The 19,032-nt window shown below is 59.6% G+C and carries 17 protein-coding genes and 1 pseudogene; 10 read left to right on the top strand and 8 right to left on the bottom strand.

Going from position 1 to position 19,032, the window contains the following annotated elements; genetic code table 11:
* Nucleotides 1-71: 71 nt before the first annotated feature.
* The 5 genes from AC4IHP_RS05620 to AC4IHP_RS05600 all read left to right on the top strand — a co-directional run bounded on the left by AC4IHP_RS05620 (nucleotide 72) and on the right by AC4IHP_RS05600 (nucleotide 3,465).
* Nucleotides 72-1,508: a hypothetical protein gene (locus AC4IHP_RS05620; RefSeq protein WP_490831096.1), complete on the top strand. Its 1,437-nt coding sequence runs from the start codon at nucleotides 72-74 to the stop codon at nucleotides 1,506-1,508.
* Nucleotides 1,498-2,421 (top strand): phage exclusion protein Lit family protein, encoded by a 924-nt coding sequence (locus AC4IHP_RS05615; protein WP_490831095.1) that lies wholly within the window; start codon nucleotides 1,498-1,500, stop codon nucleotides 2,419-2,421. The genes AC4IHP_RS05620 and AC4IHP_RS05615 overlap by 11 nt, the downstream gene beginning before the upstream one ends.
* Nucleotides 2,422-2,439: 18 nt before the next feature.
* Nucleotides 2,440-2,943: a GIY-YIG nuclease family protein gene (locus tag AC4IHP_RS05610; RefSeq protein ID WP_490831094.1), complete on the top strand. Its 504-nt coding sequence runs from the start codon at nucleotides 2,440-2,442 to the stop codon at nucleotides 2,941-2,943.
* 3 nt (nucleotides 2,944-2,946) lie between these two features.
* Nucleotides 2,947-3,216 (top strand): hypothetical protein, encoded by a 270-nt coding sequence (locus AC4IHP_RS05605; RefSeq protein WP_490831093.1) that lies wholly within the window; start codon nucleotides 2,947-2,949, stop codon nucleotides 3,214-3,216.
* 72 nt (nucleotides 3,217-3,288) lie between these two features.
* On the top strand, nucleotides 3,289-3,465 hold the full coding sequence (locus tag AC4IHP_RS05600; protein ID WP_490831092.1) for a hypothetical protein: 177 nt from the start codon (nucleotides 3,289-3,291) through the stop codon (nucleotides 3,463-3,465).
* 122 nt (nucleotides 3,466-3,587) lie between these two features.
* On the opposite strand, the gene AC4IHP_RS05595 is transcribed toward AC4IHP_RS05600, so the two are convergent.
* The 5 genes and pseudogenes from AC4IHP_RS05595 to gcvA form a co-directional block, all read right to left on the bottom strand.
* The gene (locus AC4IHP_RS05595; RefSeq protein ID WP_490831091.1) at nucleotides 3,588-3,809 is read right to left on the bottom strand and encodes a DUF2274 domain-containing protein; all 222 of its coding nucleotides are present in this window, start codon (nucleotides 3,807-3,809) and stop codon (nucleotides 3,588-3,590) included.
* Nucleotides 3,806-4,212: pseudogene (locus AC4IHP_RS05590) on the bottom strand (TraB/TrbI/VirB10 family type IV secretion system protein); the annotation flags it as partial. The pseudogene AC4IHP_RS05590 and the gene AC4IHP_RS05595, both read right to left, overlap by 4 nt.
* A 507-nt stretch (nucleotides 4,213-4,719) precedes the next feature.
* A complete protein-coding gene (locus AC4IHP_RS05585) occupies nucleotides 4,720-5,481 on the bottom strand; it encodes an SDR family oxidoreductase (RefSeq protein WP_460119401.1) in 762 nt (253 codons plus the stop codon).
* Between the two features lie 29 nt (nucleotides 5,482-5,510).
* On the bottom strand, nucleotides 5,511-6,338 hold the full coding sequence (locus AC4IHP_RS05580; RefSeq protein ID WP_490831090.1) for an EamA family transporter: 828 nt from the start codon (nucleotides 6,336-6,338) through the stop codon (nucleotides 5,511-5,513).
* 75 nt (nucleotides 6,339-6,413) lie between these two features.
* Nucleotides 6,414-7,319 carry a transcriptional regulator GcvA gene (gene gcvA, locus AC4IHP_RS05575; RefSeq protein ID WP_490831089.1) on the bottom strand — a complete coding sequence of 302 codons (906 nt, stop codon included), beginning with the start codon at nucleotides 7,317-7,319 and terminating at the stop codon, nucleotides 6,414-6,416.
* A 312-nt stretch (nucleotides 7,320-7,631) separates the two neighbouring features.
* Here gcvA and AC4IHP_RS05570 point away from each other — a divergent pair, with 312 nt between their 5' ends.
* From AC4IHP_RS05570 to AC4IHP_RS05555, 4 genes are all read left to right on the top strand, one after another.
* Entirely contained in the window at nucleotides 7,632-8,084 is a 453-nt protein-coding gene (locus AC4IHP_RS05570) for a DUF805 domain-containing protein (protein WP_490831088.1), read from the top strand.
* Between the two features lie 275 nt (nucleotides 8,085-8,359).
* Complete coding sequence (gene mexE / locus AC4IHP_RS05565) at nucleotides 8,360-9,613, top strand: multidrug efflux RND transporter periplasmic adaptor subunit MexE (protein WP_490831087.1); 1,254 nt, start codon at nucleotides 8,360-8,362, stop codon at nucleotides 9,611-9,613.
* Nucleotides 9,614-9,628: 15 nt separating this feature from the next.
* Nucleotides 9,629-12,808: an efflux RND transporter permease subunit gene (locus AC4IHP_RS05560; RefSeq protein WP_460119410.1), complete on the top strand. Its 3,180-nt coding sequence runs from the start codon at nucleotides 9,629-9,631 to the stop codon at nucleotides 12,806-12,808.
* Complete coding sequence (locus tag AC4IHP_RS05555; RefSeq protein ID WP_490831086.1) at nucleotides 12,805-14,226, top strand: efflux transporter outer membrane subunit; 1,422 nt, start codon at nucleotides 12,805-12,807, stop codon at nucleotides 14,224-14,226. Before AC4IHP_RS05560 ends, AC4IHP_RS05555 begins: the two co-directional genes overlap by 4 nt.
* Before the next feature lie 223 nt (nucleotides 14,227-14,449).
* On the opposite strand, the gene AC4IHP_RS05550 is transcribed toward AC4IHP_RS05555, so the two are convergent.
* The 3 genes from AC4IHP_RS05550 to AC4IHP_RS05540 are packed head-to-tail and all read right to left on the bottom strand — an operon-like array spanning nucleotide 14,450 to nucleotide 17,724.
* Nucleotides 14,450-15,373 carry an HlyD family secretion protein gene (locus tag AC4IHP_RS05550; RefSeq protein ID WP_490831233.1) on the bottom strand — a complete coding sequence of 308 codons (924 nt, stop codon included), beginning with the start codon at nucleotides 15,371-15,373 and terminating at the stop codon, nucleotides 14,450-14,452.
* Nucleotides 15,374-15,398: 25 nt separating this feature from the next.
* The gene (locus AC4IHP_RS05545; protein ID WP_016774855.1) at nucleotides 15,399-15,599 is read right to left on the bottom strand and encodes a DUF1656 domain-containing protein; all 201 of its coding nucleotides are present in this window, start codon (nucleotides 15,597-15,599) and stop codon (nucleotides 15,399-15,401) included.
* On the bottom strand, nucleotides 15,589-17,724 hold the full coding sequence (locus AC4IHP_RS05540) for an FUSC family protein (RefSeq protein WP_490831085.1): 2,136 nt from the start codon (nucleotides 17,722-17,724) through the stop codon (nucleotides 15,589-15,591). The genes AC4IHP_RS05545 and AC4IHP_RS05540 overlap by 11 nt, the downstream gene beginning before the upstream one ends.
* Nucleotides 17,725-17,894: 170 nt before the next feature.
* Between AC4IHP_RS05540 and AC4IHP_RS05535 the strand changes: the two genes are divergently transcribed.
* Nucleotides 17,895-18,950 (top strand): tetratricopeptide repeat protein, encoded by a 1,056-nt coding sequence (locus AC4IHP_RS05535; protein ID WP_490831084.1) that lies wholly within the window; start codon nucleotides 17,895-17,897, stop codon nucleotides 18,948-18,950.
* Nucleotides 18,951-19,032: the final 82 nt, after the last annotated feature.

Raw genomic sequence — 19,032 nt, 5'->3', positions numbered from 1 at the left:
TCAAAGTGCGCCAAAGTGCCTGCTGATCCGTTGATTCAACTGTCTTTGACCATGAGGTCGGTGCGCTGCCAATGCTAGAAATCTCCCCAATCAGCCAGCGCCAATTCGAGCTCTATGCCCTGTCGCTCGAACACGGTCCCAATTTCGACCCCGCACATATTTTCAGTGCCTATCAGGCCGGAACTGGTGGCGTAACCGGCTGCATTCTTCTTGATCCGGACACAGGAGCTTTCACATATCTGGCCATGCGCCGCCGCATCGACCACTGTTGGATCAAAGTAGATGAAAGCGGGCCCTACTCCACACCCGAGGCTGCACTAGAGCGACTCACCGTCGCTATGCGTGCCAGTGATCCACCGGAACCATTGCCGCCAGGAGTCAGGCGTCGCCCGCATTTGCTGAAACCGGGGCCGCGTGGGACTTCTCCAGAGTTCCAGCTGCTGACAACCACGATCAACCATCTGCCGGCGCTCATGGCGGTCGGCGAATGCTACCTCGCGCTTCCCAACCCCGACGCCAATTTCGTCTCGGATTTTCAAACCAACAACTTCGCGTCCCGTCTGTTCGAGCTCTACCTTTTCAGCTGCTTTCGTGAGCAGGGTTTGAACGTCCGACAAGACCATGTCTCTCCCGACTTCTTGATCGAAAAGGAAGGTAACGCATGCTGGATTGAGGCAGTTACAGCAAACTCCGAGCTTCCACGCGCCGGCGGCATCGGGAAATGGGTTCATGCCCCAAAGGATCGCATTGAACGGCTCACAGGCAACCCGGCAGAACGATTCGCAAAGACGCTGCGCGGCAAGCTCCAGCGCAACTATCATGAACTGGGCCATGTAAAAGGACAGCCGTTCGCCTTAGCGATCGCCGACTTCCATGATTTCGGCTCCATGGTTTGGAGCCGCGAGGCTCTTCCCACCTACCTTTACGGCTTACGCGCGGACGTCACCGGAGATGGCACTGATCGTCGCGCGATTGGAGTGCCGATCGCAAATCTGGCGGGCCAACACAGCATTCCTGCTGGGCTCTTCCTCGACCCAAATTTCGCACACCTCTCGGCCGTCATCTTCAGTAATTCTGCAACGCTTGCCAAATTCAACCGCATGGGTTTCTTGGCAGGATGGCGACCGCCCGGGCTGACGATGATCAGGCGCGGCATTCTCTTCGACCGAACTCCGGGCGCATTAGAGCCTATCGATTTCAACCTTGCCGTCGACAGTGCCGAATACCAAGCACTCTGGCCGTGGGGCGAAGCTTGGTGTCAGGAACTGGAAGTGTTTCACAACCCATTGGCAACACATCCCATCCCGTTTGATCTCATCCCCGGCGCGACCCACTGGTTTGAACGCGATGGCGACATCGAATGCAGCACGATTTGGGCGAACTCAGTCATCTCATCGGTCACTCATCTACAGATGGACGGCAAACCCGCTGTGACGAGCAAGCCGCGTGACCGTCGCCAACCACCTGCCCCCCACGAGCACAGAATAGACAACGACAATGACGAATGAGCCATCTGATCGGACGATCATCCTACATCTCCTCCGCGGCGCCGTGCCCGAGCGAGCCGATGAAATAAGCGGTCTTTGGAGCCAATACGGCCATGCCGTCGAGATCGCGCCAAGTAAAAAGGGCGTGACGATGAATGCCAACGAGAAGCGTATCCAGTTCGACACTAAGACGATCGACTTGTTCTGGCTGCTTGGTTTCAGCTCGTGGCGGGCCATCGAAGTGTACGCACCAGCCTTAGTTGTCGCGACATCCAACGGGTTACCGCTCGACCAAGCCCTCAGTGTCGATGAAGAGCGCGGCCAATATGAATTCGACTACAAGCAGCGCATCGCCGCCGCCCAGTCGCTCATCACAGCCGAACAGACCTCAGACGTATCCTGGCCGATGGACATCCCCCTGCCGAGCGCCGACCGTGATGGCCTGGGCAACATTCAGCACATGGCGGCATTCGACCTTGTTGCGCTCGCCTTGGCCTTCGCCCTGCTACACGAATTCCAGCACGTCATGTTCTGCGCCGATAAACGCGCGCCCTCTACGCGACCTGAAGAGGAAATCGCCTGCGACACCTATGCCCGAACTTTCATGACAAGCGAGCTCGCCGCCTATGCGAAGGTACACGGACACGATTTCGCCCAGGTCCAGAGCAAGCGCGCGATGGGCATCACGCTCGCTGCCGTTGTCGTTCATGCGATGACGCCGCCCCATGCACGTTGGGGCGATAGCGAATACCCACCGATCAACGAACGGCTGACAGCAATGATCCGTGGCTACACTTTGCCAGCCGATTCATCATTCTGGGCCTTCACGGCCTGTGTCCTAATCGCACTAATGCGGCAGGAAAACCGTCCGCTCGACATTGTCGCCTACTCGAACAAAGAAATGGTCGAAATGCTGCTCGACCGGCTCGGTTGAAGGCCTAGGGGAAATAAGATGCCGGTCTATTTCATTGATGAAGATGAAAACGGATGCTCTTCTATCAAGATCGGGGTGGCGAAGAACATCGAGGAGCGTAAGCGCAATCTCCAGACCGGTAACCCTCTTGATCTGAAACTGCTCGGATGGATCGAAGTAGCCGATGCCTTTCAGCTTGAACGCCAGCTTCATCAGCACTTCGAGTCGCCCCATGTGCGCGGCGAGTGGTTCGCAATCGAGCCTGCAGATATCTTGCCCATTCTCATGCGCGCTGGCCTAGACGGATTTGTCGCCAAGAACGCTGATGCGTGCCAGGTCATTGGCTATGACTGTGACGCTGTGCCGGAGTATCTTGGGGTATGGGAATGGGGCGATCTTGAGATCCATGAATGCTGCCCCTACTGCGGCTGCCTGTGCGGCATGCACTTTCAAAATGCATCACAGATGTACCACTGTCTGAACTGCGACACGCTAACGGACTTTTCGGACTTGGACCCACGCCACGAATACTTGGACGACTGAGCCATGACTGACAAGGAACTTAGTGCAAGTGAACAATGGCTTGAAGCCCGAGCCCCCGGCTTTCGGCGCCTACCAGATCTTGATCGCCGCGTCATATTCGACTTCGCCTTTCTTTGGAGTCTTTTCGAGGCACAGATCATGGAGAACCACGCCCGGACTGATCGCATCCGCGATCGAATCGATGCCTGGTCTTTGGACGGAACGCTAGGAGCTGAGCTCTACGAGGGGGAGCTTGCCTATTTTCGGAACCGTTACTATGCCGACGGTGAATAGACTCACCATTTCCCTCACCTGAAACTCCGGCCCTCAGACCACCTTAGTCTCGTTCAGGAGGTTGTTGAAGGAGTGAACGACACCCCACGCGACCGAATGTTAGTTCTCCTGATGATCGTCTGGCGCCTACGCAACAATCTCTTCCATGGCGAAAAATGGGCCTATGAGCTTCGCGATCAGCGCGAGAACTTCAGTCATGCGAACAGCATTTTGATGCGAATACTCGAACGCCATGGCCGGCTCGGCTAACAGTCCAGCCGCCCTTGAGGACCGTTCCCTAGCCAAATTGAACCGGTCCCTCGCGCTCGATCCAGGCTCCAGGATCCCCGAATGCGCAGTGTGGGACCGTAAGCCTAGTGTGTCCTACGCGGCTATTTCGGGTCGCCCTTCTTAAATCCTCTGTCCCATACCATAAAGGCCTCCAGCATGTACGGAATGAGAGTCGCTGCATCGACGGTCTCGCCATACGCTTGACCGTGTAATGCCGCATAGCGGTCCAAGTCGGCTTTCAATCTCGCTGGGCACATGGTGGTCGGCTTGACGCTCTCGGTCTTGGAGAGCGGCCCCAGCCGCAGCTTGCGCGATGCGCTCATCTTGATATCCCCCGATCGAAGAACAGAGGCTGATACGGCCCCAGAATCAGATCGCGATTGACGATGACGCGGACCGGCAATCTGGACGCTCAGTCAGCGTTGACTGGATGTTCAGGTTGCGTCGGGTCATCTCCTGCCCCACCTCATTCACGCTGTCCTGTATGCTGTGACGCCCTGCGATGATGACGCGATCACCGTTTTGGCGATTCTCCGGTGCGGCCAACTCCGCACCGACACCCAGCAATGTCGTCAACGCAGCACCTGCAAAGATTCGATCCCAGAGCCAATCGACACCATCCTCAAGGCCAGCGTAACCAGCCGGATCAGTGCCCGCTAGGTTGTCGAGCGCGAGCGAAGAGGTGTCCGGCAAAATGATGCGACTCCATACCATCTGCACGCGGCTCGACCAACTCGGAATGTAGCGAGTCAGAAGGCACGATCACCAAGGCCGTGGCCATCCGCGCGACGAGCCGTAGTTCAAGCATGGCCTGATTCATTCTCACTCAACCGGCATGGCTGTCGTGGCAGTCGTAGCCGTTGCCATCACTGTCACGCGCGCGACGCACAGCGCGCCTAGCTACGGCTCACGTAGACCAGCCGCCTGGGTTTGCCGAGCAGCGAGCAAGTTGAAAATGATAGATGCGCAAGGACGCTGTACGGTCCTAAAGTGCGCTTGACGCCCTGCCCTGGGCAATCAATCATCAGGCATGCTCCGAACAAGCCGACTGGCGTACACTGAAAACCGTGGAAGTCCATCCTGCTCCGCATCAGAAATCGCCAAGCCAAATCGCCCGCTCAACCGCGGCGACTGGGGGCAAAATTGGGGGCATAGCTTAAACATTTCTCTGCAAAACCAGCGTAATAGAGCCAAGTCAAAATGTTCTTTGGCGACCCTGATAGCCTGTAGCAACTACTTGCCACCCGTCACATCCAGAAAAGTCCCGGTTACAAACGAAGCCTCCGCGCTGGCCAGCCACAAGATGGCCCGCGCCACCTCTTCCGGCTGACCGCCCCGCCCCATCGGGATCGAGTCCTTCACGCGATCCACCCGTCCCGGTTCGCCGCCGCTGGCGTGCATGTCGGTATAGATGTGCCCCGGGCGAATGCAGTTGACCCGAATCCCTTCTCGCGCGACTTCCTTGGCGAAGCCGATGGTGAAGGTTTCCAGCGCGCCTTTCGATGCTGCGTAGTCGACGTATTCATTCGGGCTGCCCAAGCGCGCCGAGGCGGACGAAATATTGATCACCACGCCACCCGTTCCGCCGTGGCGCAGTGCCATGCGCTTCACCGCCTGCTGCGCACACAGGATTGGCCCAAGGGCATTGACCGCGAAGATGCGCTGCATGCGTTCGAAACCCAGGTCTTCGATGCGGGACTGTTTCGCCAGCACGCCAGCGTTATTGACCAGCACGTCGATCCGCCCGAATGAATGATCAATTGCCGAGAACAGCGCAGCAACCTGCTCGGGGTCAGCGCTATCGGCGCGCACCGCCAGCGCCTTGCGCCCCAATGCTTCGACATCGGCCACCACCGCCAGCGCGGCGGACTCGTTGGCGACGTAGCTGATGGCAACGTCGTAGCCTTGTGCTGCGGCGAGTCGGGCGGTGGCGGCGCCGACTCCGCGACTGCCGCCGGTGATCAGAATCAGCGGGGTTTGCGAAACGTTATCCATGCGACGTTCTCCTGAGCAGTTGGTCTGTGTCAGCCGATGATGATGGCGCCGCTGGCGATGACCACGCATGCCAGCATCCTGCGGACGGTGAGCTTTTCACCGAGGAACAAATAGCCGAGCAACGCCGCAAACAACACGCTGGTTTCGCGCAGGGCCGACACCGCGCCCAGTGGCGCTTCGTTCATGGCGTAGATAACAATTGCGTAGGCCAGCAACGAGACCAGTCCGCCGACCACAGCGGTCAGCATGCCGGGCCGTACGGAAAACAGACTGCGAGCATCGCGCAGGCCGATATACACCAGCGGCATCAGCACGCCCCACAGGGCGCTCATCCAAACGGTGTAAGCCAGCGGCGCCCCCGACAGCCTGGCGCCAATGCCATCGACCACGCTGTAGGCGGCAATGAAGCAACCAGTGCCCAGCGCATATGGCAGGCTCGGCACCGACAGGCTGCGTCCGCGAAAGGCCAGTGACATGATCCCGCCCGACACAAGGCCGATGCCGAGCAGCTCAGCTGGAGTAATGGTTTCGCCGGCGAACAGCGCGGCGCCGAGGGTGATCAGCGCCGGTGACGAGCCGCGCGAAATCGGATAGATCTGCCCAAGGTCACCGACCCGATAGCTGCGCACCAGAAACAGGTTGTAGCCGACATGCAGCAGTGCCGACAGCAGCGCGTAACCCCAGCTCTCAGGTGCCGGCGGGCTCAAGAAAAGTGCGGCGACGGCGCAGACGATGGCAATGGCCACGCACATCATGGTCATCGACCAGAGCCGATCAGCGCCGCCGCGCAGCAGCGCGTTCCAGCTGGCGTGCAGGAGCGCGGCGAACAGAACGAGAAGTACGAGATGGATTGGCATGCGGCATTCTAGGCATCACTGGCATTGGCATTACAGCGAAGTTTCCTCATTGAAGCATGAGCAAAAGCTCATGCCTCAGCGCTGGGCGCTCTGCGCCTTCAACGCCTCACCAAGCAACCATTCACGAAATCTGAGGATGTGCGGCTGTGCTTCAATGCCTTTGGGGCAGACGAAGTAGTAGGCCAGCGGCGAAGCGAACGGTACATCGAACAGCCTCACCAGGCGGCCGTCGCCGATTTCATTCTCGACATGCCCGCTGCGCACCAGTGCCACGCCCTGACCGAGCAGTGCAGCTTCGACCGTCATGTTGGTGTCGCCAAACCTGACGCTTTCGCGCAGCGGCGAAAATGCGAGACCGATGGATTGAAACCATACCTCCCATTTCGGCACCAGTTCGGCGCCATCGCGAGTCAGCAACGGCATCTGCAGCAACTCTGCCGGACTGCCGGGCATGCCGACGCGCTGCAGCAGTTCGGGGCTGGCCACGGGAAACACCTGCTCACCAAAAAGGAATTCCGAATACAGACCGGGATAATTGCCCTTGCCCAAGCGGATTGCGACGTCGGCTTCGCCGTTGGCGAAGTGAATGATCTTGTCCGTGGTGTCCAGCGACACCAAGAGTTCCGGATGCTGGCGTGACAGGCTCGGCAAGCGTGGCAGTAGCCACTTCAACGCGAATGAATAGGTAGTGCTGACAGTCAGGCGAACCCTGTCCTTTTGCTCACGCAGATCCTCCAACGTTGCTTGAAGGCTGATGAAAAATTCGCGCACGATCGGCGCCAGCGTCGCCCCCGCCGCAGTGAGGCGTAACGCTTTGCCGCGCTCGAACAGTTGCAAGCCCCAAAGTTCTTCCAGGTGCCGAAGCTGATGACTGACGGCGCTCTGGGTCACATGCAACTCTTGAGCGGCAGCGGTGAACGTCGGGTGCCGGGTGGCCACTTCAAAAGCACGCAGGGTCGCAGTCGGAGGCAGGTCGCGCATAGATAAAGGTTCCGGCGGAGGCAGAAGGTGACAGCATGAATATCAGCTCATGTTAGAGCGAAATGCTTTCGGATGCTTCTTGCCCAAGTGGATTTGGTGACGATCTGGTTTGGCTTCAGCTGCAGCCCCACAAACCGAATGCCGAGAGCCGATGACAAACCGTATGGTAACGATTAGATTACCGCCGCCCCGCCAATGGAGAGTCGGGCATTCAGTCTCTCTGCTTTTCGTTGGCGGCGACGTCTGCACCAACGAAACACCCGGGGCGTATCTGTCCCGTCTTTCGACTGACCATTTTTTAGGGAAAAAAACATGAGCCTGGTTTTCTGCCGTGGTTGCGCCAAGGAAATAAGTACACTGGCATTGGCATGCCCCCAGTGCGGCGCACCTCAAGCGCCACTGCATTCAATTGCCAGTGGCCCCGTTATGGCAAGCGGCAACCCGTACGTGGAAGCACTGAAGAAATATGCGGTGTTCAACGGGCGCGCCACGCGCCGTGAATACTGGATGTTCTTTCTGATCAACATGAGCATCGCCATTGCCATCAGCGTGGTGGACGGCATTCTCAAAACCGGTGGTGTCCTGCAAAGCCTGTACAACCTGGCAATGCTGTTGCCGAGTCTTGCGGTCGGTGTACGACGCATGCACGACACTGACCGCAGCGGCTGGTGGATTCTGCTGCCAATCGTCAACATCGTGTTCCTGGCACAAGACAGCCAACCCGGCCCCAATCGGTTCGGTGCCAATCGCAAGGGCTTCAACTGATCAACAGCCGCAATCGCGGATCGAAACGGCCTCATGGCCGTTTCTTTATTTATGACTCCCCTCTCGCCAGCGCCTTGTTTGATCATTGCTCGTCACGCAAGACAGATTTGCAAGAAAACACATTGTTAGCCCCCTAACGAAAGGTGCATGCTAGAGGGCTGCCTCGGTTCTTATATCATTCCGAATGATAGTTACCTTTGCTTCATTCGATTCGTGCCATCACACCCGCGCCGAGCATCATCCGCCCATCTTCAATACTTCGGCGGATTGCATCCATGGAACAATCACTCAAACATTTGCGCTTCCCGTTGGCCATGCTGGCCGTACTGGTGATGAGCGCCTGCGGCAAAGCTCCGGAGACTGCCGGTGCCCCGCCCGCTGCCAAAGTCAGTGTGGCCAAGGTGCTGGAACAACCGGTCAACGAGTGGGACGAATTTACCGGGCGCCTTGAAGCGCCGGAAACCGTTGAAATCCGGCCACGGGTTTCGGGCCAGATCGATCAGGTCGCCTTCACTGAAGGCGCGCTGGTCAAGAAAGGCGACCTGCTGTTCCAGATCGATCCGCGTCCATTCCAGGCCGAGGTACGCCGCCTCGAAGCTTTGGTCGCCCAAGCCCGCGCTACCGCCACTCGCAGTGAAAACGAAGCAGCTCGCGGCGAACGTCTGCGTACCAGCAATGCCATTTCCGCTGAACTGGCCGACTCGCGCACCAGCGCTGCTCAGGAGGCCCGCGCTGCCGTCGGTGCTCTGCAGGCACAACTGGACCTGGCCAAACTGAACCTGAGTTTCACCCGCGTCACCGCACCGATCAGCGGCCGCGTCAGCCGCGCCGAAATCACTGCCGGCAACCTGGTGACCGCCGACACCACCGCGCTGACCAGCGTCGTCTCCACCGACAAGGTCTACGCCTACTTCGACGCCGATGAACGCGTGTTCCTCAAATACACCCAGCTGGCCCGCAATGGTCAGCGTGGCGCCACCACGCCGGTGTACATGGGCCTGTCCAACGAGGACGGCAACCCGCACCTGGGCCAGATGAACTTCGTCGACAACCAGGTCAACCCGAAAACCGGCACCATCCGTGGCCGCGCAGTCTTCGACAACGCTGACGGCACCTACACCCCGGGGCTTTACGCTCGCTTGAAGTTGGTCGGCAGCGGCACCTACAACGCCATGCTGATCAATGACGAAGCTGTCGGCACCGACCTGGGCAAGAAGTTCGTGCTGGTAATGGATGGCGACAACAAGACTGCCTACCGCGCCGTTGAACTCGGTCCGAAGATCGAAGGCCTGCGCATCGTGCGCAACGGTCTGAACAAGGACGACACGATCATCGTCAAGGGTCTGCAACGGGTGCGTCCTGGCTCACCGGTCACCCCTGAAGTGATTCCGATGGCCAGCGAGCAGACCCTCGCCGCCCTCGCTCAACAACGTCAAGCGCTAGAAGCCAGCAACCTGCCCAAAGTTGCCCCTGCCAAGGGCGCATCGGGTTCGGGTGCGAAGCTGGCTGCTACGACCCCACGCGGTTAAGGGACGACAACTCCGATGAATTTTTCCCAATTCTTCATTTCCCGGCCGATCTTCGCAGCGGTGCTGTCGCTGTTGATCCTGATCGCCGGTGCGATCTCGCTGTTCCAGTTGCCGATCAGCGAATACCCGGAAGTCGTGCCGCCGACCGTGGTCGTGCGTGCCAACTTCCCGGGCGCCAACCCCAAAGTCATCGGTGAAACCGTGGCCGCTCCTCTGGAGCAGGCGATCACCGGCGTCGAGAACATGCTGTACATGTCCTCGCAATCGACTGCTGACGGCAAGATCACCCTGACCATCACTTTTGCCCTGGGCACTGACCTGGACAACGCGCAGGTGCAGGTACAGAACCGGGTGACCCGAACCGAGCCGAAACTTCCAGAAGAAGTGACGCGTATCGGTATCACCGTCGACAAGGCTTCGCCCGACCTGACCATGGTTGTGCACTTGACCTCACCGGACAAGCGCTACGACATGCTCTACCTGTCCAATTACGCGATCCTCAACATCAAGGATGAGCTCGCTCGTCTCGGTGGTGTCGGTGACGTGCAGTTGTTCGGTATGGGCGACTACTCGTTGCGTGTCTGGCTTGACCCGAACAAGACCGCTTCGCGCAATCTGACCGCGACCGATGTGGTCACCGCGATTCGCGAGCAGAACCGTCAGGTCGCCGCCGGCCAATTGGGCGCTCCTCCTGCGCCGACCGCGCAAAGTTTCCAGCTATCGGTCAACACTCAGGGCCGTCTGGTTTCCGAAGAAGAGTTCGAGAACATCGTCATTCGCGCTGGCGACGACGGTGAGATCACTCGCCTGAAAGACATCGCGCGCATCGAACTGGGTTCCAGCCAGTACGCCTTGCGCTCGCTGCTGAACAATCAGCCAGCGGTGGCGATTCCGATCTTCCAGCGTCCAGGCTCCAACGCCATCGACATTTCCAACGAAGTGCGCGGCAAGATGGAAGAGCTGAAGAAAGGCTTCCCGCAGGGCATGGACTACAGCATCGTGTATGACCCGACGATCTTCGTTCGTGGCTCGATCGAGGCAGTGGTTCACACCTTGTTCGAAGCGCTGATCCTCGTGGTGCTGGTGGTGATCCTGTTCCTGCAGACCTGGCGCGCCTCGATCATTCCTTTGGTGGCGGTGCCGGTATCGTTGATCGGTACGTTTGCGGTGATGCACCTGTTCGGTTTCTCGCTCAACGCCCTGTCGCTGTTTGGCCTGGTACTGGCCATCGGTATCGTGGTCGACGACGCCATCGTGGTGGTGGAGAACGTCGAACGGAACATAGAACTCGGACTGACGCCGGTCGAAGCGACCAAACGTGCCATGCGTGAAGTGACCGGGCCGATCGTGGCCACGGCACTGGTGCTGTGTGCGGTGTTCATTCCGGCGGCGTTCATTTCCGGCCTCACCGGGCAGTTCTACAAACAGTTCGCACTGACCATCGCGATCTCGACAGTGATCTCGGCATTCAACTCGCTGACTCTGTCGCCAGCGCTGGCTGCTGTGTTGCTGAAAAGTCACGACGCGCCGAAAGACCGCTTCTCGAAAGTGCTCGACAAGATCTTCGGCGGCTGGCTGTTCCGTCCGTTCAACCGTTTCTTCGACCGCGCCAGCCATGGCTACGTCGGTACCGTGCGCCGGGTCATCCGTAGCAGCGGCATCGCCCTGCTCCTGTATGCAGGCCTGATGGTGCTGACCTTCTTCGGTTTCTCCAGCACGCCGACCGGTTTTGTACCCGGCCAGGACAAGCAATACCTGGTGGCCTTCGCGCAATTGCCGGACGCCGCGAGCCTGGATCGCACCGAAGACGTGATCAAGCGCATGTCCGACCTCGCACTGAAACAGCCAGGCGTGGAAAGCGCCGTAGCGTTCCCGGGCCTGTCGATCAACGGCTTCACCAACAGCCCGAACGCCGGCATCGTCTTCGTCACCCTGAAACCGTTCGACGAGCGTAAAGACCCGAGCATGTCCGCCGGCGCGATTGCCGGCGCCTTGAACGGCCAGTACGCGAACATTCAGGAAGCGTACATGGCGATCTTCCCGCCACCGCCGGTACAAGGTCTGGGCACCATTGGTGGTTTCCGCCTGCAAATCGAAGACCGGGGCAACCTCGGCTACGACGAGCTGTACAAAGAAACCATGAACATCATCAACAAAAGCCACAACGTCCCGGAACTGGCCGGCCTGTTCACCAGCTACACCGTGAACGTGCCGCAAGTCGATGCTGCTATCGACCGTGAAAAAGCCAAGACCCACGGCGTGGCCGTCAGCGACATCTTCGACACCCTGCAGATTTACCTGGGTTCGCTGTATGCGAACGACTTCAACCGCTTCGGGCGCACCTATCAGGTCAACGTTCAGGCCGAACAGCAGTTCCGCCTTGAATCCGACCAGATCGGTCAGCTGAAAGTACGCAACAACAAAGGCGAAATGATCCCGCTGGCGACCTTCATCAAGGTCAGCGACACCTCGGGGCCGGACCGCGTGATGCACTACAACGGCTTCATCACCGCTGAAATCAACGGTGCCGCAGCCCCGGGCTACAGCTCTGGCCAGGCCGAAAAAGCCATCGAGAAACTGCTCAAGGAAGAACTTCCGAACGGCATGACCTACGAATGGACCGACCTGACCTATCAGCAGATTTTGTCTGGCAACACCGCGCTGTTCGTGTTCCCGCTTTGCGTACTGCTGGCGTTCCTGGTGCTCGCCGCACAATACGAAAGCTGGAGCCTGCCACTGGCGGTAATCCTGATCGTACCGATGACCCTGCTGTCGGCCATCACCGGTGTGATCATCTCCGGCGGTGACAACAACATCTTCACTCAGATCGGCTTGATCGTACTGGTGGGACTTGCCTGTAAGAACGCGATTCTGATCGTCGAGTTTGCCAAGGACAAACAGGAAGAAGGCCTCGACCCGCTCGCAGCGGTACTGGAAGCTTGCCGCCTGCGTCTGCGGCCGATCCTGATGACCTCCTTCGCGTTCATCATGGGTGTGGTGCCACTGGTGTTCTCCAGCGGTGCCGGTGCCGAGATGCGTCACGCCATGGGTGTGGCGGTGTTCTCCGGGATGCTCGGCGTAACCTTCTTCGGCCTGCTGCTGACGCCCGTGTTTTACGTGCTGATCCGTAACTTTGTCGAACGCGGCGAGCAGCGCAAAGCAGCCAAAGCTCTGAAACTGGAGGCGCAACAATGAGTCTGAAAGTCTTCCTGCCGAGTCTACTGCTGCTGGCCCTCAGCGCCTGCGCCGTCGGCCCCGACTACAAGACCCCAGCCACGGAGGCGGCCAATATTACGACCGCCACCGACGGCGCCGCCGGGCAAAAGAACTTCGACCGTTCGAAATTCGAAGGCATCTGGTGGCAGCAATTCGACGATCCGACCCTGAACCAGTTGGTGAGCCAGTCGCTGCAAGGCAACCGTGAACTGCGCGTGGCGTTCGCCCGCTGGAAAGCCGCTCGAGCGATCCGCGACGACGCCAGCAACGACGCGATGCCGACCATCACCAGCCGCGCCAGCAGCGACTTGGGCAAGGGCCAGATTCCCGGCCAGACCACCGACCGGGTCAATAGCGAACGCTATGACCTCGGCCTGGACATGGCCTGGGAACTCGATCTGTTCGGCCGCATCCAGCGCAATCTGGAAGCCAGCGATGCCGACCAGCAGGCCGCCGAAGCTGATCTGTATCAGCTGCAAGTCACCATGATTGCCGAACTGGTCGACGCCTACGGTCAACTGCGCGGTGCCCAGCTGCGGGAAAAAATCGCCGTGGCCAACCTCAACAACCAGCAGGAATCACGCAAGATCACCATCAGCCTGCGTGACGCCGGTGTCGGCGATCAGCTCGATGTCGAGCGCGCCGATGCGCGTCTGGCCAACGTTGAAGCCACCGTGCCGCAGTTGCAGGCGGAACAGGTGCGGCAGAAGAACCGTATTGCCACCCTGCTCGGTGAGCGCCCGGACAAACTGACCGTCGACCTGAGCCCGAAAGATCTGCCGGCCATCGCCAAGGCGCTGCCGATCGGTGATCCGGGTGAGCTGCTGCAACGTCGTCCGGACATCCTTAGCGCCGAGCGGCAATTGGCCTCGGCCACTGCGCGCATCGGCGTGGCCAAAGCCGACCTGTTCCCCCGGGTCAGCCTCAGCGGCTTCCTCGGCTGGACCGCCGGACGAGGCTCGCAGATCGGTTCCTCGGCGGCCAACGCCTGGGCGCTCGGCCCGAGCATCACCTGGGCTGCGTTTGACCTCGGTAGCGTCCGTGCCCGTTTGCGCGGCGCCGATGCCGATGCCGAAGGCGCCCTGGCCAACTACGAGCAACAGGTGCTGCTGGCTCTGGAAGAATCGGAAAACGCCTTCAGCGATTACGGCAAACGTCAGCAACGTTTGATCTCGCTGATTCGTCAGAGCGAGTCGAGTCGCAAGGCTGCCGATCTGGCGGAAATTCGCTACCGCGAAGGCACCACCGACTTCCTCGTCTTGCTCGACGCCCAACGCGAGCGCCTGAATGCCGAAGACAGTCAGGCCCAGGCCGAAGTCGAGTTGTATCGCGGCATTGTCGCGATCTACAAGGCCCTCGGCGGTGGCTGGCAACCGGAGACGGTCGCCAGCAAGTAAAGGTTGTTAAAGAGCTCCTTTGGTTGGCCGCAACCAACCAATTTCTTTGCCCCGCGTATCATTCGGTCGCGGGGTTTTTTTTGCCACTGAATCACCAATCCCGTGTAGGAGCTGTCGAGTGCAACGAGGCTGCGATCCTTGATGGGAATGTAGCCGGGGACGCTCTGCGTCCCAAGATCAAAAGATCGCAGCCTCGTTGCACTCGACAGCTCCTACAGGAGGATCAGGGTTCCAGGACGGTGACGGTGGCGGTTGTACCGGCGCGCAAGCGATTCTTTCCGGCAAAATCACCGTCGATGCCAATGCGTACCGGCACACGTTGCGCCAGTTTCACCCAGGTGTAACTCGGATTGATGTTGGCCAGCAGTCGACTCCCCGGCGCGTTCTCGCGGTCGGCAATGGCGAAGGCGATACTTTCGACCGTGCCGCCGAAACGCTCACCGCTCATCAACTGAATGCGCACCCGGTCACCCTCTTCGATTCGCGGCAACTTGGTTTCTTCGAAATAACCACTGACGTAAAACGAATCGCTGTCGACCAAAGCCAGCAGTGCCCCACCCGCCTGCGCATAGTCACCCTGGCGGGTCAGCAGGTTGGTCACGTAACCGCTCACTGGAGATTCGACGCGGGTACGCTGCAAGTCCAGTTCGGCTTGAGTCAGCGCGGCAATCGCCAACTGCACGTTGGCTTCGGCCAGCCCAAGGTTGGCCTGATTGCGCAACAGATCCGCCTGTGCAACCGCCACGTCGGTGCTGGATTTCTCCCACTCCTCCCCGGAAATCGCAAAGCCCTGCTTCAAGGTACGTCGGCGGCGCTCCTCGCTCTGGCGCTGTTTGAGCAACGCTTCACTGGCGACGATTGCCGCTTGCGATTGCCCCAGCGAAGCCTTGGACACTTCCACCGAACGCCGGGCATGTTCGACCGCCAGTTGATAGCGCGCCGGATCGATCTCCAGCAACAACTGGCCCTTGTCGACATGCTGGTTATCCTGCACCGCCAGTTTGACGATCCGCCCCGAGACATCCGCCGACAGCGTCACCACATCCGCCCTCACCCGGGCATCCCGTGTCCACGGCGCACGGGTGTAATACTCCCAGGCGAACCAGCCGAGGACGATCGCCAGGATCACCACCGCCACGGTCATCATTCGTGCAACTAGTGCTTTCAAGACATCAGGCTCCCATCAACAGAATCAGCGTGGCACAGACACAGGCGTAAAGAGCGCCCTCGAACAGCGCTTCGTGCCAGACCAGCCGCAGCACACCGAGGCGCCGCAGGCACCAGTCCAACAACATGAAAATCGGGATCGCCAGTAACAGTGCCTGGGCAATCGGCGGCAGATAAACCCCGCCAATTTCGAAATCAATGGGCAAGTTGCGGTTCTCCTTGCAGAACTTGAGGTTGCAAATGTTCGCCGTGGCGCTCGAGGAACGACACCACAATCAGCAGCGCCACACGCATGCGAAACACCGACCATAAATGTTCATGACTGGCGGCATGCAGCTCGTCCAGCTCATCTCCGAGTTGATGCAACGTGGCCAGCAGCGCCGGGAGTTGCACATCATCGCGTCCGGCAACCAGGCGACCGGTCTTGCGTAACGCCGATGCCAGGCGCTGGCTGAACGCTTCGGTGAGCAACCCATTGTTCAAGGCCTGCTGCCGCAATTGATGCATCGCCACGCCCAAGGCCACGCATGCCAGACTGATTTCATACAGACTCTGCATGGCGCGATCGTTCGCCGCTGGCAGCAGGCCGAGCATGCTGGTCAGGCGATCGGTCATCCGACTCTCGAAGGCGAATTGTTGTTCATCGGTCGCCGGCATTTTGCTCAGTTGATACACCTGCTCCCGCGCTTCGCTGTACAAGCGCCGAATGCGCAAGTCCGGACGGAACGGAAAGATCAGTGAATAGACGATCAGGGCCAGCATCGCTGCACTGACGTAGGCGCCGGCGAATTCGAACCATTGGATCGCCGTGTTCTGCCCTGTGCCGACGTTCTGCGGTCCGAGCATGAGGAAACTGGACAGGCCAAGGCCCATGCCGATACCGGCGGTAGCCGGACTGGAAATACCCACGGCAATGGCGTACAGCAGCGGCGCCAGCAGCAAGGCGAGCAGCTCGAAATCACTGATCGCCGGCACCAGCATGAATTGATAGAACGCCGACACCACCAGCGCCAGGCCCAAGCCACGGGCATAGCTTTGCGCGGCCATCAGCGGACGCGGGAAAGTCGCCATCAGCGAGCAGAGAATCCCCACCAGAATCATCCCGCCACGCGCGCCATCCCACGCCGTTTCAATCCAGATCAACCCGCTGACCAACAGCGCGGTAAAGGCGCGAATGGCGTTCATCGAGGCCAAAGTAAAATCCAGATGCAGCGGACTGCTCTGGCCGCGGTAGAGGCAACTGGCGGGGCGGCCTTCCTGAATGGCGTCGCTCAGTTCGAGAATCTGCTCCAGTTGCTGCAGTAGCCGCGCCTGCTCCCAGCGTAACGCCCAGGCCAGTGAGCGCAGGGTCGCGCTCATGTTCTCGGTCTGCTGCTCAGCCTTGTACGCCAAGGCTTCGAACTGTTGCTGCAAAGTGACGAAGCGCTGCCGATCCGCGCCAGACAGCGCGCGGCCCTGTTGCGCCAGCTGTTCAAGTAATGCCAGTTCCTCGGCCCGCAGTTGCTGAACCTCCAACGGCAGATCGCCCTCCCAGCGTTCAATGAGCAATTCGCGCTGATGACGCAGCGCGGTGAGCCGCGAAGTGAGCAGCATCAGTTGGTTGCCCAGCAGCAATACCAGGTTGTCGGCACTGCGCAAACGTGGCGCATCGAAATACAAATGACGTCGCAAACCTTCCAGCGCGCTGATTTCACCGAGCAGTTGCATCTGCCGACGCTGGAAATCGGCCTCGCTTTCTTCAGTGCGAAGCACTTCGGCGGCGTGGCTGGCCGCCAGTTTGATGACCTGATCGATTTTCGTGAAATAACCTTTGGCCACGGCTTCCGGGCGCGCCGTGAGCAAACTGACCACGCAGACGCAGGCCACCGCCAGCAACGTTTCGGTGACACGGGTGACCGCCAGCAGAAACGTGCCGCCCTGATCCGGAATCGCCAGCAACGCCACCACCACAGCGGTGTAACCACTGAGCACGAATGCCTGGGAGCTGGTGTAGCGCAACAGCGTGCCGCCCGCCGTGCACAGCGCCAGCCACAACGCCAACGTGGTGATGAACGGCAGCGGCGCCTGAGGAAAAATCGCCATGATCAGCACCGCCACCGCCGCACCCACTGTGGTGCCGATCACTTGTCCGAAACTGCGTGCCAGCGCCATGCCCGCCAATGGCTGGCTGACAATTACCACCGCCATGATCGACCACTTCGGCTGTTCGAGATCGAAGATGAACGCCAGATACAGGGTCAACAGCCCGGCGGCAATGGTCCGCAGGGCAAACAGCAAAACAGCCTGACCGGGATGGATCAAAGCCTTGAAATAGGTGAACAGCGCTGACATGGGCACACTCTTTAAAACGACTTCTGCAAGCGTAGACACTGCCACAAAAGCCTGACGGATTTCACAGTCGACACGTGTCGTAGGACGATTCGCCGGCAATGGTTTGACTCGTGCGCCAAGCTGACCGAAGCTTGCCGCTCTGCTCAAGTTCGAAGCTTTCGGAAACCCGCATGACTCAGTCCCGCCGTAACCTGCTGATCGGCCTAGGCCTCGTACTGATCCTCGGCGTCGTCTGGCTGTCCTGGCGCAGCAGCACACCGACCATCCCCGATGCTATCAAACACGGCTACAGCGAAGCGCTGAACGCCGCACGCACCGGTGAACCCGGAGCGGCGCGCCAGTTGTACCAGCAATTGGGCCGCCCGGACATCTCGGTCAAGCGCCGGGTCTGGCTGCATGGCGAGCTGCCCAACTACCCCAGCCCGCAGGCGTTGAAACTGGCTGACATCGACTTGCATCACGAAGCGCCGCAAGTGCGCGTCGCAGCGGTCAAAAGCATCGTCGGTCTGGTGCCCGGCGGGCAACGCAGCTTGTTGCTTGGGCCGTTGCTCGACGATGAAGAACAAACTGTCCGTTTTGCCGCGATCAACGCCCTGCTCGGCCTGACCCCGGACGAGCTCGGCCTGTATTTCGCACCGCTACAGCAGGCTATCGACGGCTGGCAACAGACCTTGGAAAGCCAGCCGGAAAGCGCTGCCAACTACGCACAATTGGCACGTCTTTATATCCATAACGCCGAATATAAACAGGCCCAACAGGCGTTGGACAATACGTTGCGCCTGGAACCGGGCAACCTGCCGGCGCTGGTCATGCAGATCGATGTGCTCGACCGCCAGGGCCAGAGCGATGCCGCTCGCCAGTTGCTCGCCCGCCAACTCAAGGCGCAGCCTGATTCGGCCTATCTGCAACATGCCCTCGGCCTGTGGCTGCTGCACCACGGCCAGCGTGAATATGCCCTGCTCGGCCTGTCCAAAGCGGTCGAGCTGGAACCGGACAACAAGGATTATCGCTACGACCTCGCCACTACCCTGCACAGCGCGGAAGAACTGGAGGCAGCGCAGAAACAATTGCAGGAGATCGTTCAGCGCCACCCCGCCGACCGCAAGGCGCGAGTGCTGTTGATCAACTATTGGAAGGAAAGCGGCCAATTGCAGAATGTGCAGATCCTGCTGGCGCAACTGGAGCAGCTCAATCCGGATGACCCGGCGCTGCAACAAGGTCTTTAATCAAGGTACAGCGGGTGCAATCAACCACCTGTCGAAAGAAAAAGCGGAACCGTGAACATGCCCTGAGGTCAAGTTACTCAGG

It is taken from the genome of Pseudomonas sp. UF-293, assembly GCF_058245595.1.
Note: the sequence above shows the minus strand (reverse complement) of the source record. Positions and strands in the feature narration are given on the sequence as shown.

Coding starts and splice junctions, on each gene's coding strand:
- AC4IHP_RS05620 (WP_490831096.1), top strand. CDS start 72: ATGCTAGAAATCTCCCCAATCAGCCAGCGCCAATTCGAGCTCTATGCC.
- AC4IHP_RS05615 (WP_490831095.1), top strand. CDS start 1,498: ATGACGAATGAGCCATCTGATCGGACGATCATCCTACATCTCCTCCGC.
- AC4IHP_RS05610 (WP_490831094.1), top strand. CDS start 2,440: ATGCCGGTCTATTTCATTGATGAAGATGAAAACGGATGCTCTTCTATC.
- AC4IHP_RS05605 (WP_490831093.1), top strand. CDS start 2,947: ATGACTGACAAGGAACTTAGTGCAAGTGAACAATGGCTTGAAGCCCGA.
- AC4IHP_RS05595 (WP_490831091.1), bottom strand. CDS start 3,809: ATGAGCGCATCGCGCAAGCTGCGGCTGGGGCCGCTCTCCAAGACCGAG.
- AC4IHP_RS05585 (WP_460119401.1), bottom strand. CDS start 5,481: ATGGATAACGTTTCGCAAACCCCGCTGATTCTGATCACCGGCGGCAGT.
- AC4IHP_RS05580 (WP_490831090.1), bottom strand. CDS start 6,338: ATGCCAATCCATCTCGTACTTCTCGTTCTGTTCGCCGCGCTCCTGCAC.
- gcvA (WP_490831089.1), bottom strand. CDS start 7,319: ATGCGCGACCTGCCTCCGACTGCGACCCTGCGTGCTTTTGAAGTGGCC.
- AC4IHP_RS05570 (WP_490831088.1), top strand. CDS start 7,632: ATGAGCCTGGTTTTCTGCCGTGGTTGCGCCAAGGAAATAAGTACACTG.
- mexE (WP_490831087.1), top strand. CDS start 8,360: ATGGAACAATCACTCAAACATTTGCGCTTCCCGTTGGCCATGCTGGCC.
- AC4IHP_RS05560 (WP_460119410.1), top strand. CDS start 9,629: ATGAATTTTTCCCAATTCTTCATTTCCCGGCCGATCTTCGCAGCGGTG.
- AC4IHP_RS05555 (WP_490831086.1), top strand. CDS start 12,805: ATGAGTCTGAAAGTCTTCCTGCCGAGTCTACTGCTGCTGGCCCTCAGC.
- AC4IHP_RS05550 (WP_490831233.1), bottom strand. CDS start 15,373: ATGATGACCGTGGCGGTGGTGATCCTGGCGATCGTCCTCGGCTGGTTC.
- AC4IHP_RS05540 (WP_490831085.1), bottom strand. CDS start 17,724: ATGTCAGCGCTGTTCACCTATTTCAAGGCTTTGATCCATCCCGGTCAG.
- AC4IHP_RS05535 (WP_490831084.1), top strand. CDS start 17,895: ATGACTCAGTCCCGCCGTAACCTGCTGATCGGCCTAGGCCTCGTACTG.